The sequence below is a fragment of the Cyanobium gracile PCC 6307 genome, from assembly GCF_000316515.1.
GTDB lineage: Bacteria > Cyanobacteriota > Cyanobacteriia > PCC-6307 > Cyanobiaceae > Cyanobium > Cyanobium gracile.
This window is the reverse complement of record NC_019675.1, coordinates 425209-439820: the sequence shown is the minus strand read 5'-3', so window position 1 is coordinate 439820 and position 14612 is coordinate 425209. Positions and strand designations below refer to the sequence as shown.

Below are 14612 nucleotides of genomic sequence, written 5' to 3'. Positions count from 1 at the left end.
AGGCCTCCGCCCCCCTCCCATGCCCGCCTGGTTGACGATCCTGCTGGTGATGGGCCTGGTGATCGCCGTCCTCACTCCGAGCCGCCAGCAGTTCGCCTGGTTCCTGCGGCTGCGGCGCCCCCGCTGGCTCACCTTCGAGCGCTGGATCCCGTTGATCTGGTCGCTGATCTACCTCTGCTTCTACGCCTCGGCCCTGCTCCGCTGGCGGGCCGGGGGGGCGGCGGCCCCGCTGGCCATGGTGGGCTATCTGGTGCTGCTGGTTCTGGTGCAGAGCTTCACGCTGCTGATCTGCCGCACCCGCCGGCTGGCCTGGGGAACGGCGGCGGGCCTGGCCGGCTGGATCTGGGGCCTGGGACTGACTCTGGCGCTGCGGCCCGTCTCGCCAGAGGCCGCTCTGCTGCTGGTGCCGTTCCTGCTCTGGAGCCCGATCGGCACCTTCGTCACCTGGCGGATGCAGCGGCTGAACCGCTGAGAGCCGGGCCGTCCGGACCATCCGCCCGGCCGATCAGGGCTGCTCATCCCTGCTTGGCAAGATCGCGTGGCGGCGTTAGCCAGGGGACGACCCCACGGGACTGGAGCGGAAGGCCATGGAGGAGCAGCCGATCACGCCCCATGCCGGCCCGACGCTGGATGCCGACGGCAACCTCACCTACGTGGGGGACGATGGTCGCCGCTACGTGGTGGGGCTGCCGCCAGACATCGATGAGGACAACGTCGAGAAGGTGATGACCCTGCTGCGGGGCGGCACCGCCCTGTTCCAGCAGATCGAGGGGCTCTGCCACCGCTGGATCAGCGAGGTGAGCGGCAGCGAACTCGATGAGCGGGCCGCCCTGGTGCTGCTGCTCACCACCCTGGAGACCGCCCTGGAGGATCGCTACCCCGAGAACGATCCGTCCTGATGCAGGCTGGGGGGATGCCCCAGCGACCCGCCGCCTGCCTCTTCGATCTCGACGGTCTGCTGCTGGACACCGAACCCGCCCATGCCCGGGCCTGGCAGGCGGCGGCCAGCCGCTTCGGTCGCCGCCTCGATGACGCCGAGCTGCTCAGCCTGCGGGGCCGCCGGCGGCTCGACTGCGCCAGCCAGGTGCGCCAGTGGATCCTCGCCGCGGGCGGCCCCCGCCTGAGCGAGGAGGAGCTGCTGGCGGTGCGCCAGCCCATCGCCGAGGCCCTGCTGGCCTCCGCCCCGGCCATGCCCGGTGCCGAGGCCCTGGTGCGGCGCTGCCGGGCCCTGGGGATTCCCATGGCGCTGGCCACCAGCAGTGCCCGCCCGGCCGTGGACAGGAAGGTGGCCCCCCACCCCTGGCTGGCCCTGATCAGCGAACGGGTCCATGGCGACGATCCGGAGCTGGGCGACGGCAAGCCCGCCCCGGATCCCTTCCTGCTGGCGGCCCGCCGCCTCGAGGTGGCACCGACCGCCTGCTGGGCCTTCGAGGATTCCATGGCGGGCGTGTCGGCCGCCCTGGGCGCCGGCTGCCGGGTGCACGTGCTGCTGCCGCCGGGGGTGGGCTGCCAGGCCTATCCCGAAGACGTGGTCTGCCTGAACTCCCTGGAGGAGGTGGAGCTGGATCCCTAGAGCCGGATCAATAGAGGCGGCTGAGGACAAATTCCGGCAGGGCCCGCAGGGCGCTGCGGGGCTCCGAGGGGGGCAGCCACTCGATCGCCTCATGGGCTTCGCGGGCGAAGCCCTCCGCCAGGGCCCGGGAACGGCCGATGGCCTCGCAGCCGCGCACCATCGCCAGGGCCTGGTCGAGGTCGCCGGCCTCGCAGAACTCGCGCTCGATCAGACCCGCCAGGGCCGGACGCTCCTCGAGGGCGTAGAGCACCGGAGCGGTGAGATAGCCGGAGGCCAGATCGCTGGCGGCGGGCTTGCCGAGCTGCTGGTCGCTGGCGGTGAAATCGAGGATGTCATCCACCACCTGGAAAGCCAGGCCGAGCTGGCGCCCGAAGCGGTAGAGGGCATCGAGGCGCGGCTCGCTCAGGCCGGTGAGCACCCCGGCGGCCCGGGCGCTGTTGGCGATCAGGGAGGCGGTCTTGCAGTAGCTCTTCTCGAGGTAGGTCTCGAAGCTCTGGCCGGTGTCGTAGCGGAACAGGCCCTGGCGCACCTCGCCATCGGCGAGATCCATGATCACGCGCGAGAGCAGCTTGACGACATCGAGGTCGTCGAGGTTGGCGAGGTGCCAGCTGGCCTGGGCGAAGAGGAAATCTCCGGCCAGCACCGCCACGCGGTGGTTGAAGCGGCTGTGCACCGTGGCCACCCCGCGGCGGGTGGCGGCCTCGTCGACGACGTCGTCATGGACGAGGGAGGCGGTATGGATCATCTCGGTGATCTCCGCCAGCCTCCGGTGGCGGGGGCTGAGGCCACCGTCGGGAGCGATGGCCCGCGACAGCAGCAGCACGATGCCCGGCCGCAGCCGCTTGCCACCGGCCGCGAACAGGTGCTCGGCGGCCGCCTGCAGGATCGGATGGCCGGCGCCGATCAGGCTGCGCAGGTCGGCCAGCAGGGCATCGAGGTCGGACTCCACCGGCTGGAGCAACTCTGCAACCGTCGCCACGTCACCTCCACGATGAAAGGATCCTAGGGGCCGTGCCTCAGTAGGCGCGGGTGGGCGACTGCAGGCTGACGCTGCGCACCGCCGGCCGGCTGCCCAGCCAGGCGGCGGCGGCGCTGGCGAAGGCGTCGGCGGGGCCGGTGACACAGAAACGGGTGCGCTGCAGGGGCGGCCGCACCGACTCCCCCGCCTGGTCCACTTCGGGGGAATCCCCCAGGCTGGCCAGCAGCGGTCCGAGGCGCTGGGCCGCCGCCAGGGCCGGGTCCACCAGCTGCACATCGGGGGGGAGCAGCTCGGCCAGCAGGGCCCGCAGCAGCGGGTAGTGGGTGCAGCCCAGCACGATCGTGTCCACGTTTGCCGCCAGCAGCGGGGCCAGATAGTCGGCGGCAGCGGCCCGCAGCTCGGGGGCCTGAAGGTTGCCCGCCTCGATCAGGGGCACGAAGGCGGGGCAGCCCACCTCCAGCACCCGGGCCGAGGGGCGGCAGGCCTGGATCGAGCGCCGGTAGGCACCGCTGGCGGCGGTGGCCGGGGTGGCCAGCACCCCGACGTGATCACTGGTCAGTTCGCTGGCCAGGCTGTCAATCAGCCCCACCACCGGCACCCCCGCCTCCGCCACCGCCACGTCGAGGGCCAGGGCATTGGAGGTGTTGCAGGCCATCACCAGCACCCCCACGCCCTGGAGCCGCAGCCAGTGCACCACCTCCGAGGCGATCGCGCGGATCTCCTCCTTCGAGCGCTGGCCGTAGGGGACCCGGGCCGTGTCGCCCAGGTAGAGGCAGGGGGAGTGGGGGTAGAGGGCATGGACCTGGCGCAGCACCGTGAGGCCCCCCAGGCCGCTGTCGAACAGGCCGACCAGGAGGCTCAAGAGGCCCCCTGGAGAAAGTCGAGGATGCCGGCGCTGATCGCCACGGCCAGGCGGCGGCGGAAGGCGGGATCGGCCAGGCGCTGGGCGTCGATGCGGCCGGTGACGAACCCCATCTCCGCCAGGGCCGCCGGCATCACCGTGCGGCGGATCACGAAGAACCGCCCCGGGCGGGCGCCGCGGTCGGGCGTGCCCGGCGAGATCGCCATGATCCGGGACTGGATCGCCTGGGCGAGCCGCTGGGAGCTGCCCGACTGGAAATAGAACGTCTCGACTCCGTTCACATCGGGCCGGGCCATGCTCAGGGCGTTGGCATGGATGCTGACGAACACATCGGCGTTGCTGCTGTTGGCGAGGGCCACCCGCGGCGGCAGGTCGACGTCCACCTCCGAGGTGCGGGTCATCAGCACCTGCACCCCCCTGGCCTGGAGCAGCTGGGCCACCTGCAGGCTGACGTCCAGCACCACATCGGTCTCCCGCAGGCCGCCGATGCCCACCGCGCCCGGATCGGGGCCGCCGTGGCCCGGGTCGATCACCACCCGGAAGCGGCCCCGCGGCACCACCGGCAGCCCGTCGGCGGAGATGGGCCGGCCGGAGGTGGCCCGGCCGCTGCTGCCGAAGCCGGAGGGGCGTGAGGCCGTCCAGCTGGAGGAGGGGGCGTCCATGTCGCCCTCGCCCACATTGCGCGTGAAGCCGCTCAGGGGCAGGCCGGTGAGGGAGAGGCGCCAGCGGTCGCGGGCCGTGCCCACCAGACGCAGCTGGCGCGGATCCAGACGGGTGCCGGGTCTGAACTCCAGCACCAGCCGGGTGGTGCCGGGGTCGGGCCGCCCGATGCGCACCTCCCGCACCAAGCCGCCGACGGGGACCGAGCGGCTGCGCTGGGGGGCACCCGGCAGATCCACCCAGACCCGGGGCCCGGTGAGGCCGGAGCCCTCCTCGTAGTAAGCCTGCAGCCGCACCCCCGGGGAGGTGCGCAGCTCCAGCACCCCCTCCCGGCTCAGGCGCCAGGCCGACAGGGCACTCGCCGCCCTGGCGGGAAGGGCCCCGAGCACCAGGGGCAGGGTCAGCAACCAGGCGAATCGCGCCGCACGCACTCCCATCACCACTCAGAACAACGCCGGATGGCGGTGCTGGAGGCTCGGCATCTGGGTACGGACCCTGGCCTCGTGGGCCATGTCGACCGGGGCCATGGCCAGGCCCGGCTCCACGCCGGCATCCGCCATCACGGTGCCCCAGGGGTCGATCACCAGGGCATGGCCGTGGGTCTGACGGCGGCCGTAGTGGAGGCCCGTCTGGGCGGGGGCGAGCACGTAGGCGGTGTTCTCGATGGCCCGGGCCTGGAGCAGCACCTGCCAATGGTCCTTGCCGGTGTAAGCGGTGAAGGCCGCCGGGATCATCAGCAGCTGGGCCCCGGAACCGGCCAGCTGGCGGTAGAGCTCGGGGAAGCGCACGTCGTAACAGATCGACAGGCCGACCCGGCACAGGCCCGGCACATCGACCACCGGCGGCGGCTCGTGGCCGGGCTGCACCGTGGCCGACTCCCGGTAGGTGATCCCGTCCGGCAGGTCCACATCAAAGAGGTGGATCTTGTCGTAGCGGGCCAGGAGCTGGCCCTCCCGGCCCACCAGCTCGGCGCGGTTGAAGGTCTGGCCCTCTCCGGCCGGCACCGGGAATCCGCCCCCCAGCAGGGTGACCTGGTAGCGGCGCGCCATCGTCACCAGAAAGCGACTGCAGCGCTCGGCCAGGATCGGTGCCAGCTCCAGCCGGCGGGCGTCATCGCCCATGAAGGCGAAGTTCTCCGGCAGGCCGACCAGGTCGGCGCCGCGGCGGGCCGCCAGCTCGATCAGCTCCTCAGCTGCCGAGAAATTGGCGTCCGGGTCCGGCGTGCTGGTGAGTTGCAGGGCCGCCGCCAGAAAACTGCTCACCGCCGGACCGCTCCAAGACCGGCGAATCGTAAGGGAGCCGCCAAGGGGGGCAAGGCGCCGCTCAGCTGGCCCTCAACACCCCGGGTTCGGCCTGGATCGGCACGATCTCGAGGCTGTCGACGGCGGCGCAGCAGGCGAAATCAGCGTCGTGGTTGCCCAGCCTGATCAGGCGCTGGCCGTGGCTGGCGCTGCGCAGGCAGGTCTCGGTGTCATGGCGCCACTGCTGCCAGAGGGCGAGGGCCGCCAGCATCTCGTCGTTGGCGCAGCGCACCCCCATGTGGGGCGCCACCGCCTGCTCGATGGCCGCCGAGGCCACCGCCCCCGCCGCCAGGCTGTCCTCGAGCGAGTAATCCCCCTCCCAGCCGCTGCCGACGATCCAGACCCGCAGGGCCTGGCGCTCGATCAGCCGCCGGGCCACGGCGGTGCGGTTGGGCAGGCAGGCGGTCAGCAGCAGGGGCACGTCCCGGACCCGGTCGAGGGAACGGGTGCCATTGGTGGTGCTGAGGAAGATGCGCTTGCTCTCCACCCGCTCCCGGGTCACCGCCAGGGGGGAGTTGCCCAGGTCGTAGCCCTCCACGCGCTTGCCGCCGCGTTCACCGGCCCGGAGTCGCCGGGCGGCCGGCCAGCCGGCAGCGGCCGCTTCGAGGCTGCCCAGGTCGGCGAAAGCCTGGATCGCCTCGGCCCCGTTCTCCAGGGCCCAGGCGATCGTGGTGGTGGCCCGCAGCACGTCGATGACCACCGCCGCGTCGGGGCCGTCCTCCTCGGGGGGCAGCAGGGGGGGAACCGCTTCGGAGGTGTGGAAATAGGAGAGAAGCACGGAACGCGATCGTCACGGGGGTGCGTCACAGTAGTCAGCAGCTCGACGGCGCAGGACGACGTGGCGGGGGTGGTGGCAGACGGGATCGGCAAAGTCCTGGGGCGGCAGCGCAATCTGCGCGATTTCATGGGCCTGCTCGAGAGGCGCGGCCAGTTGCGGCGCATCACGGCGCCGGTGGATCCGGACCTGGAACTGGCGGCGATCGCCGACCGGGTGCTGGCCATGGGCGGGCCGGCCCTGCTGTTCGAGAACGTCATCGGCTCCCCCATGCCGGTGGCGGTGAACCTGATGGGCACCGTGGAACGGGTGCTCTGGAGCATGGGCATGGAGCGGCCCGAGGAGCTCGAGGCCCTCGGGGAGAAGCTGGCCCTGCTGCAGCAGCCCCGGCCCCCGAAGGGTCTCAAGGAGGTGATGAAGTTCGGAGGGGTGTTCTGGGACCTGGTGCGGGCCCGCCCCGACCTCGACCTCACCCCCCCCTGCCACCAGCAGGTGCTGAAGGGCGAGGCGGTGAACCTGGAGCAGCTGCCGCTGCTGCGCCCCTGGCCCGGCGATGCCGGCGGGGTGATCACCCTCGGGCTGGTGATCACCAAGGACCCGGAGACCGGGGTCCCCAACGTGGGCGTCTACCGGCTGCAGCGCCAGTCGATCAACAGCGCCACCGTCCACTGGCTGAGCGTGCGGGGCGGGGCCCGGCACCTGCGCAAGGCGGCGGCGCTGGGCCGCAAGCTGGAGGTGGCGGTGGCCATCGGCGTCCATCCGCTGCTGGTGATGGCGGCGGCCACGCCGATCCCGGTGCAGCTGAGCGAATGGCTGTTCGCCGGCCTCTACGCCGGCGAGGGGGTGCGGCTGGCCCGCTGCAAGACCCTCGATCTGGAGGTGCCCTCCCACAGCGAGGTGGTGCTGGAAGGCACGATCACGCCCGGGGAAGTGCTCCCGGACGGCCCCTGCGGCGACCACATGGGGTTCTACGGCGGCGAGGAGGACTCGCCCCTGGTGCGCTTCCACTGCGTCACCCAGCGCCGTGACCCCATCTTCCTGACCACCTTCAGCGGCCGCCCCCCCAAGGAGGAGGCGATGCTGGCGATCGCCCTGAACCGCATCTACACGCCGATCCTGCGCCAGCAGATCCCGGAGATCGTCGATTTCTTCCTGCCCATGGAGGGCCTCAGCTACAAGCTGGCCGTGATCGCCATCGACAAGGCCTATCCGGGCCAGGCCAAGCGGGCGGCCATGGCCTTCTGGAGCGCCCTGCCCCAGTTCACCTACACCAAGTTCGTGGTGGTGGTCGACAAATCGATCGCGATCCGAGACCCGCGCCAGGTGATCTGGGCGATCAGCGCCCAGGTCGACCCCCAGCGGGACCTGTTCGTGCTGGAGGACACCCCGTTCGACTCGCTCGACTTCGCCAGCGAGCGGCTGGGGCTCGGCGGCCGGCTCGCCATTGACGCCACCACCAAGATCGGCCCGGAGAAACGGCACGACTGGGGCCAGGCCCTGGGCCGGGATGCCGCTCTGGAGGCCCGGGTGGATGCCCGCTGGAGCGAACTGGGCCTCGATGATCTGGGCCGAGGCGAGCCCGATCCCGCCCTGTTCGGCTACACCCTGGAGCACGTGCTGGAGCGGCTCGCGGCCGGCCGCTGATGCTGCGCCGCAGCGGCATCTACGCCCTCAAGGCCCTGCTGGAGCTGGCCCTCGATCCGCCGCGCTGGCAGTCGGTGTCCGCCCTGGCCGAGGCCCAGGACCTGCCCGGCCCGATGCTGGAGCAGCTGATGCTCAAGCTGCGCCGCGCCGCCCTGGTGGAGGCCCGCCGGGGTCGGCAGGGGGGCTACAGGCTGCGGCGCCCGCCCGCCGAGGTGCCCCTGGCGGCGATCCTGGCGGCGGTGGACGCCCCGGCCGGCAGCCTGATCGCCCTGGGTGAAGGCGAGGACCCCCGGCCCAGCGACCGGGTGACCCGGGTGCTCAACCGCCGCCTGCTGCAGGCCCTGGAGCGGGAACTGGACCAGCTCACCCTGGAGGACCTGCTGTTCGACCTGCGCAGTGCCCGGGCCGCCTTCAGCGAATCGGGGGGCCTGCTGCTGGGCTGAGGACGGCCACACCGATGAACATCACGGCCAGGTCATGGTCGAAGTCCACCTGGAAACCACCCGTGCGGCGGTAGTGGATCAGCCGGCCGAGGGTGCGCAGCGGCCCCCGGCCGAACAGGTCCATGCCCCGCATCGTGATGGCGCTGAAGCCGCTGGCCTCCAGCCAGCGCCGCAGCTCCGCCGGGGGCACGAACCGCCGCCAGTCGTGGACACCGGCGGGGATCAGCCGCAGCAGCGTCTCCAGCAGCCAGATCATCGTCAGCCGGGAGCGGAAGGTGCGGTTGATGGTGTCGAAACAGAACGTTCCTCCAGGGGCGAGCACCCTGGCGATCTCGGCGATCACGGCCTCGGGACGATCGACATGCTCCAGCACATCGACGCAGACGACCACATCGAAGCTGCCGGCAGCGAAGGGAAGCGCCTCCGCCCTGCCGGCGCGGTACTCGATCGCCAGACCCGAGGTGGCCGCATGGCTCCGGGCCGCCGCGATGCAGGGGGCGGAGCGATCGATGCCGGTGACCAGGGCGCCGCGACGGGCCAGGAATTCGCAGGTGTAACCGCCGCCGCAACCCACATCCAGCACCCGCCGATTCCGCCAATCGGAAACGAACCGATCAAAGAAGAGAAAACGAAGCGGATTGAGTTGGCTGAGGGGAAAGATCGTCGCCGACTCTTCCCACCAGCAGGCCGCCTGCTGATCGTAGAATGAAAGATTGTTGCGCAGCAAGGTGACGGCAAGGTCGGTCTCGATCATTATCCCGACCCTCAACGAAGCCAGCCATCTTGGGCGCACCCTGCAGCAGCTGGAGATCCTCGATCCGGCGGCCATTGAGGTGATCGTGGTGGATGGCGGCAGCACCGATGCCACCCTGGCCAGCGCCCACGTGCACGGCTGCCGCGTGATCCGTTCACCGCGGCCGGGGCGGGCGGTGCAGATGAACCGGGGGGCGGCGGCGGCCCGCGGCGAGATCCTCTGCTTCCTCCATGCCGACACCCTGGTGCCCTCGGATCTGGTGCAGCTGGTGGGCGCCACCCTGGCCGACCCGACCATCAGCGGCGGTGGCTTCCTGGCCCTGATGCGGGGCGCCGAGCGCACCCGCTGGGGCGTGAGCCTGCACAACGCCCTCAAGACCCACTACGCGGCCCTGCTGTTCCGGCCCCACCGCTACCTGCTGAACGGCTTCCGGGTGCTGTTCGGCGACCAGGCCATGTTCTGCCGCCGCAGCGACTTCGTGCGCTGCGGCGGTTTCGACGAGCGCTTGCCGATCATGGAGGACGCCGACCTCTGTGCCCGGCTGGGCCGCCTGGGCCGCATCCGGCAGCTCAACCGGGTGGTGGAAACCTCCGATCGACGGGTGGCGCGCTGGGGCTCCTGGAAGGCCACCGGCATCTACCTGGCCATCGGTCTGCTCTGGGGGCTGGGGGTGCCGGCGTCGCGGCTGAAACGCCTCTACGGCGAGGTCAGGGACTGACGCCTGCCGACGGACGCTCCGTGTCCGACGCTCAGCCGTTGAGGGCCCAGTCGTAGGGGAGCCAGGCGATCCGGACATCGGCCGGCAGATCCAGGTCCGGACGATGGCGGCCCACGTAGGCGGCGATCGTGGGGGCCGCTGCCAGGAAGTCCCGGCGGTACCACTGGAAGATCCGGCTGCAGCGCAGGGTGCGGCGGGCCGGGTCGAAGCGCAGCTTCAGGGGGTTGTGCAGGAAGCGGCCGGCGTCCTCCTCCAGCTGCGCGACGATCCGCTCGGGGCGGTAGGCCTCCGGCCGCAGCAGCGGGCAGCCCCTGGCGGCGCAGACCAGGGCGAAATGGAGGCGGGGGTCAGCGAAGCGGGGCCGCAGGATCCCGTGCTCGATCCGGTTCAGACTGAGGGCCTGGCCCTGAAGGGTGATCACCGGTCGGGCGAAGAAGGCCAGGAACGACGGCCAGTTGGGCACCCCGGCCAGGCTGGGGCGGATCGAGGCCAGCGGGAAGCGGGCCAGGACCTGCCGGATCACAAGCGCGTTGTAAAGATTGATCCACAGGGCGAACGCCTCGGGCCCAGCGCCGGGATCCGGATCGAAGGGGCGCTGCGCCGCCAGCCAGCCCTCCAGTGTCCCCGCGTCCTGCCCCTGCCAGGCGGCGTAGTCCACCCGTCCCTCCCCATCGACATGGCGGCGCAGCAGGCCATCCCAGACGGCGACATCGATCATGGGCCGACCCGTTCGGGCCCCATCGTTCCATGCTCCTGCCACTGGAGCTGGTGATCCGCACTCGAACGGGCAGGGGGAGATTCCTAGGCTGAAGCAATGGCTCCCGCCCCCTCCCTGCCCGATCCCGCCGGCGCCCTGCTGGAGGAGATCCTGGTGCCACTGCTGCAGGACTACGCCGAGTCCTTCGATCGCGGCCTGCTGCTGCTCGACCACTGCCCTGAGGCGGTGATGGCCGCCACCGAGCAGGCCGAGCTCCGCCTGCGGCTCGACGAAGCGCGCCGGTCCCTGGCGGCGGCGCGGGCCCTTCGGGCCGCCGCCCCCAGCCCCATGGGCCTGGCCATGGAGACGATCACCCCCTGGCACCGGCTGGTGGTGGAGGTCTGGAGCCTGTCGGCCAGGTTGCGGGCCGTCGGGATCCGCCCCTGAAGGCGCTACCGCACCGAGGTCCCTGACAGGGGGCCTGAACCGGCCGCTCCATAGGATCGCCCCAGTTGGCGCCACAGCCGTTGTCCTCCCCCGCGAGCGTCGATGTCAGCGCTGCCGCGTCGTCGGCGAGCCTGCTGCTGGAGGCCGGCGGCAGCCTGCGGGGGACCGTGACGGTGCCCGGCGATAAGTCGATCTCCCACCGCTCGCTCCTGTTCGGGGCCATCGCCGAGGGCAGCACCCGCATCGAGGGGCTGCTGCCCGCCGAAGACCCCCTGAGCACCGCCGCCTGCCTGCGGGCCATGGGCGTCACGGTCTCGCCGATCGCCGCCGGCCAGGTGGTGACCGTCGAGGGGGTGGGCCTCGACGGGCTGCGTGAGCCCGCCGACGTGCTCGACTGCGGCAATTCCGGCACCACCATGCGGCTGATGCTGGGGTTGCTGGCCGGCCGGGCGGGGCGCCACTTCGTGCTCAGCGGCGATGCCTCCCTGCGCTCAAGGCCGATGCGCCGGGTGGGGGCCCCCCTGTCCCAGATGGGCGCGCGGATCCAGGGGCGCGAGGACGGCAACCTGGCCCCCCTGGCGGTGCAGGGGCAGAGCCTGCACGGCAGTGTCATCGGCACGCCGGTGGCCTCGGCCCAGGTCAAGAGCGCCCTGCTGCTGGCCGCCCTGACGGCAAATGGGCCCACCACCGTGATCGAACCGGCCCCCACCCGCGACCACAGCGAGCGGATGCTGCGGGCCTTCGGCGCCGATCTAGAGGTGGACGGCGACGAGGGTCGGTTCATCACTGTGCGGCCAGGGCCCGCCCTGGTGGGCCAGACCGTGGTTGTGCCCGGCGACATCAGCTCCGCCGCGTTCTGGCTGGTGGCGGCGGCGATCACCCCGGGGGCCGATCTGACGGTGGAAAACGTGGGGCTCAACCCGAGCCGCACCGGGATTCTGGATGTGCTGGCGGAGATGGGCGCCCGGATCACGGTGCTCAACAGCCGCGACGTGGCCGGTGAGCCCGTGGGAGATCTGCACGTCCAGCACGGCCCGCTGCGGGCCTTCCGGATCGAGGAGCCGATGATCCCCCGCCTGGTGGATGAGATCCCCGTGCTGGCGGTGGCGGCCTGCTGCGCCGAAGGGCTGAGCCGCATCAGCGGCGCGGCGGAGCTGCGGGTGAAGGAGACCGACCGCCTGGCGGTGATGGCCCGCCAGCTGACGGCGATGGGGGCCCGGCTCGAGGAGCACGCCGATGGCCTCAGCATCGAGGGCCCCACCCCGCTGCACGGGGCGGAGGTGGACAGCGAGACGGATCACCGGGTGGCGATGAGCCTGGCGGTGGCCTCCCTGGTGGCCCGGGGCGACACCCGCCTGGGGCGGCCTGAGGCGGCCGCCGTCTCCTACCCCGGCTTCTGGGATGACCTGGCCCGCCTGCGGCACTGAGACGGCAGAGCCGGAACCGGGGCCCGAGCTGCTGCCCCGGCGGGGGCGCGACGGCAGCTTCAGCCTCTACAGCCGCGGCTGCGACGAGGGCTTCCACAGTGCCACCGGTGCCCTGCGGGAGGCCAACGAGAAGTTCGTGGTCCCGGCCGCGCTGGAGCGATTCGCCCCGGGCCAGGAGCTGGTGGTGGCGGAGGTGGCCGTCGGCACCGGCACCAACACCGCCGCCCTGCTCGCCGCCACCGCCGCCGCCGGCCTGGACCTCGACTGGTGGGGTCTGGAGCTGGACCACCGGCCCCTGGCCCTGGCCCTGGCGGACGCCGGCTTCCGGGCCCAGTGGCCCGCCGCGGTGATCGGCCGGCTGGAGGGCCTCGCCGGCGGCGACCGCCTTCGGCTGGGCGATGCCCGCCGCCTGCTGCCGGAGTTGCTGGACATGCTGGCGGGTCGCTGCCACCTGGTGCTGCTGGATGCCTTCTCCCCGCCGCGCTGCCCCCAGCTCTGGAGCCGGGAATTCCTGGGGCGGCTGGTGCGGCTGCTGCGGCCCGACGGCCGGCTGCTCACCTACAGCTCGGCGGCAGCGGTGCGCCGCTGCCTGCTGGAGCTGGGGCTGGAGCTGCGGGCGATCCGGCCGCCCGACGACGAACCGGAGCGCTGGAGCGCCGGGACGGCAGCCGGCTTCACTCCCCTGGCCCCCCATCCGGCCCTGCGCCCCCTCAAGCCCTTCGAGCGGGAACACCTGGCCAGCCGCGCCGGAGTGCCCTACCGGGACCCCACCGGCACCGCCACGGCCGCCGAGATCCTGGAGCGCCGCCGCCGGGAGCAGGAGCACAGCGACGCCCCGCCGGCCCGGCTGCCGCGGCGCCGAGGGCCGGGCGGACTGGGCTGCTCCGAAGGGCACCGGTAGATTCCGGCGCAGACACCCCGCCGCCGCCGATGCTCGCCGTTGCCGTCCTGGCCGCCGGGAAAGGGACCCGCATGAAGAGTGCCCTGCCCAAGGTGCTCCAGCCCCTGGCCGGCGCGACCCTGGTGGAACGGGTGCTGGGCAGCTGCCACCGGCTCGCTCCCGCCCGCCAGCTGCTGGTGGTGGGGCACCAGGCCGAGCGGGTGGAGCACACCCTTGCCGGCGTCGAGGGCCTGGAGTTCGTGCTGCAGCAGCCCCAGAACGGCACCGGCCATGCGGTCCAGCAGCTGCTCGGGCCGCTGGAGGGCTTCCAGGGCGAGCTGCTGGTGCTCAACGGCGACGTCCCCCTGCTGCGGCCGGAGACCCTGGAATCCCTGCTCTCCACCCATCGGACCAGTGGCGCCGCCGTGACCCTGCTCACCGCCCGGCTGGCGGACCCGACCGGCTACGGCCGGGTCTTCGCCGACAGGGCGGGCCAGGTGAGCGGCATCGTCGAGCACCGCGACTGCACGCCCGAGCAGCTCGCCAACACCCTCACCAATGCGGGGATCTACTGCTTCGACTGGGCCCGCCTGGCCACGGTGCTGCCCAGCCTGAGCACCGACAACGACCAGGGGGAGCTCTATCTCACCGACACCGTGGCCCTGCTGCGGCCCGCCATGCACCTGGAGGTGGGCGACCCGGACGAGGTGGCCGGCATCAACGACCGCCAGCAGCTGGCCCACTGTGAGGCGGTACTGCAGGACCGGCTGCGCCGCCACTGGATGGCGGAGGGGGTGAGCTTCACCGATCCCGCCAGCTGCACCCTCAGCGAGCACACCCGCTTCGGCCGCGACGTGCTGGTGGAGCCCCAGTGCCACTTCCGCGGAGTGAGCAGCATCGGCGACGGCTGCCGCATCGGCCCCGGCTGCCTGATCGAGAACAGCCAGCTGGGGGCCGGGGTGGAGGTGGTCCATTCGGTGCTGCGCGACAGCCACGTCGAGGACGGCTGCGCGATCGGCCCCTTCGCCCAGCTGCGGGCCGGCACCCACCTGGCCGCCGGCTGCCGCATCGGCAACTTCGTCGAAGTGAAGAACAGCCGGCTGGGGGAGGGCTGCAAGGCCAACCACCTCAGCTACCTGGGCGATGCCGACCTGGGCTCCGAGGTGAACGTCGGCGCAGGAACGATCACCGCCAACTTCGACGGGGTGCGCAAGCACCGCACCGTGATCGGCGGCGGCAGCAAGACCGGGGCCAACTCGGTGCTGGTGGCGCCGATCACCCTCGGGGAGGGGGTGACGGTGGGGGCGGGCTCCACCCTCACCAAAGACGTGCCAGCCGGGGCCCTGGCCCTGGGCCGGGCCCGCCAGCTGGTGAAGGAGAACTGGAACCCCGCCAGCCCCCGCCAGGAGCAGGGGGTGGCGGGGTGAATCCCGGATTCCTGGCTTAGTCTCA

The 14612-nt window shown here is 72.2% G+C and carries 17 protein-coding genes; 10 read left to right on the top strand and 7 right to left on the bottom strand.

The window, feature by feature from the left end; translation table 11 throughout:
- The first annotated feature begins 19 nt into the window (after positions 1–19).
- The 3 genes from CYAGR_RS01885 to CYAGR_RS01875 all read left to right on the top strand — a co-directional run bounded on the left by CYAGR_RS01885 (position 20) and on the right by CYAGR_RS01875 (position 1573).
- Complete coding sequence (locus tag CYAGR_RS01885; RefSeq protein ID WP_015108067.1) at positions 20–472, top strand: TspO/MBR family protein; 453 nt, start codon at positions 20–22, stop codon at positions 470–472.
- A 115-nt stretch (positions 473–587) separates the two neighbouring features.
- Complete coding sequence (locus tag CYAGR_RS01880) at positions 588–899, top strand: hypothetical protein (protein ID WP_015108066.1); 312 nt, start codon at positions 588–590, stop codon at positions 897–899.
- Between the two features lie 14 nt (positions 900–913).
- Positions 914–1573, top strand: a complete 660-nt coding sequence (locus CYAGR_RS01875; protein WP_015108065.1) for an HAD family hydrolase — start codon at positions 914–916, stop codon at positions 1571–1573.
- Between the two features lie 7 nt (positions 1574–1580).
- Here the strand turns inward: CYAGR_RS01875 and sds are convergent, their stop codons facing one another.
- From sds to CYAGR_RS01850, 5 genes are all read right to left on the bottom strand, one after another.
- Entirely contained in the window at positions 1581–2552 is a 972-nt protein-coding gene (gene sds / locus CYAGR_RS01870) for a solanesyl diphosphate synthase (protein WP_043325320.1), read from the bottom strand.
- Positions 2553–2589: 37 nt separating this feature from the next.
- Complete coding sequence (murI, locus tag CYAGR_RS01865) at positions 2590–3414, bottom strand: glutamate racemase (protein ID WP_015108063.1); 825 nt, start codon at positions 3412–3414, stop codon at positions 2590–2592.
- On the bottom strand, positions 3411–4511 hold the full coding sequence (locus tag CYAGR_RS01860) for an N-acetylmuramoyl-L-alanine amidase (protein WP_015108062.1): 1101 nt from the start codon (positions 4509–4511) through the stop codon (positions 3411–3413). The genes murI and CYAGR_RS01860 overlap by 4 nt, the downstream gene beginning before the upstream one ends.
- 6 nt (positions 4512–4517) lie before the next feature.
- Complete coding sequence (locus CYAGR_RS01855) at positions 4518–5336, bottom strand: carbon-nitrogen hydrolase family protein (RefSeq protein ID WP_015108061.1); 819 nt, start codon at positions 5334–5336, stop codon at positions 4518–4520.
- A gap of 61 nt (positions 5337–5397) precedes the next feature.
- On the bottom strand, positions 5398–6153 hold the full coding sequence (locus CYAGR_RS01850; protein ID WP_015108060.1) for a 2-phosphosulfolactate phosphatase family protein: 756 nt from the start codon (positions 6151–6153) through the stop codon (positions 5398–5400).
- 126 nt (positions 6154–6279) lie between these two features.
- Between CYAGR_RS01850 and CYAGR_RS01845 the strand changes: the two genes are divergently transcribed.
- Both CYAGR_RS01845 and CYAGR_RS01840 read left to right on the top strand, forming a co-directional pair.
- Positions 6280–7794 carry a UbiD family decarboxylase gene (locus CYAGR_RS01845; RefSeq protein WP_051017177.1) on the top strand — a complete coding sequence of 505 codons (1515 nt, stop codon included), beginning with the start codon at positions 6280–6282 and terminating at the stop codon, positions 7792–7794.
- Positions 7794–8237 (top strand): RrF2 family transcriptional regulator, encoded by a 444-nt coding sequence (locus tag CYAGR_RS01840; RefSeq protein ID WP_015108058.1) that lies wholly within the window; start codon positions 7794–7796, stop codon positions 8235–8237. The genes CYAGR_RS01845 and CYAGR_RS01840 overlap by 1 nt, the downstream gene beginning before the upstream one ends.
- Here the strand turns inward: CYAGR_RS01840 and ubiG are convergent.
- A complete protein-coding gene (gene ubiG / locus CYAGR_RS01835; RefSeq protein ID WP_245552579.1) occupies positions 8206–8991 on the bottom strand; it encodes a bifunctional 2-polyprenyl-6-hydroxyphenol methylase/3-demethylubiquinol 3-O-methyltransferase UbiG in 786 nt (261 codons plus the stop codon). The genes CYAGR_RS01840 and ubiG overlap by 32 nt on opposite strands.
- On the opposite strand from ubiG, the gene CYAGR_RS01830 reads away from it, so the two are divergent.
- Positions 8966–9709: a TIGR04283 family arsenosugar biosynthesis glycosyltransferase gene (locus tag CYAGR_RS01830; RefSeq protein WP_015108056.1), complete on the top strand. Its 744-nt coding sequence runs from the start codon at positions 8966–8968 to the stop codon at positions 9707–9709. The genes ubiG and CYAGR_RS01830 overlap by 26 nt on opposite strands.
- A gap of 31 nt (positions 9710–9740) precedes the next feature.
- Here CYAGR_RS01830 and CYAGR_RS01825 read toward each other — a convergent pair whose 3' ends face one another.
- Positions 9741–10427, bottom strand: a complete 687-nt coding sequence (locus tag CYAGR_RS01825; RefSeq protein ID WP_015108055.1) for a DUF547 domain-containing protein — start codon at positions 10425–10427, stop codon at positions 9741–9743.
- 96 nt (positions 10428–10523) lie between these two features.
- Here CYAGR_RS01825 and CYAGR_RS01820 point away from each other — a divergent pair, with 96 nt between their 5' ends.
- From CYAGR_RS01820 to glmU, 4 genes are all read left to right on the top strand, one after another.
- Positions 10524–10853, top strand: a complete 330-nt coding sequence (locus CYAGR_RS01820) for a DUF2605 domain-containing protein (RefSeq protein ID WP_015108054.1) — start codon at positions 10524–10526, stop codon at positions 10851–10853.
- An 80-nt stretch (positions 10854–10933) separates the two neighbouring features.
- On the top strand, positions 10934–12280 hold the full coding sequence (aroA, locus tag CYAGR_RS01815) for a 3-phosphoshikimate 1-carboxyvinyltransferase (protein WP_071881542.1): 1347 nt from the start codon (positions 10934–10936) through the stop codon (positions 12278–12280).
- On the top strand, positions 12255–13181 hold the full coding sequence (locus CYAGR_RS01810; protein ID WP_015108052.1) for an MnmC family methyltransferase: 927 nt from the start codon (positions 12255–12257) through the stop codon (positions 13179–13181). Before aroA ends, CYAGR_RS01810 begins: the two co-directional genes overlap by 26 nt.
- Positions 13182–13210: 29 nt before the next feature.
- Positions 13211–14587 carry a bifunctional UDP-N-acetylglucosamine diphosphorylase/glucosamine-1-phosphate N-acetyltransferase GlmU gene (gene glmU, locus CYAGR_RS01805; RefSeq protein ID WP_015108051.1) on the top strand — a complete coding sequence of 459 codons (1377 nt, stop codon included), beginning with the start codon at positions 13211–13213 and terminating at the stop codon, positions 14585–14587.
- Positions 14588–14612 lie beyond the last annotated feature (25 nt).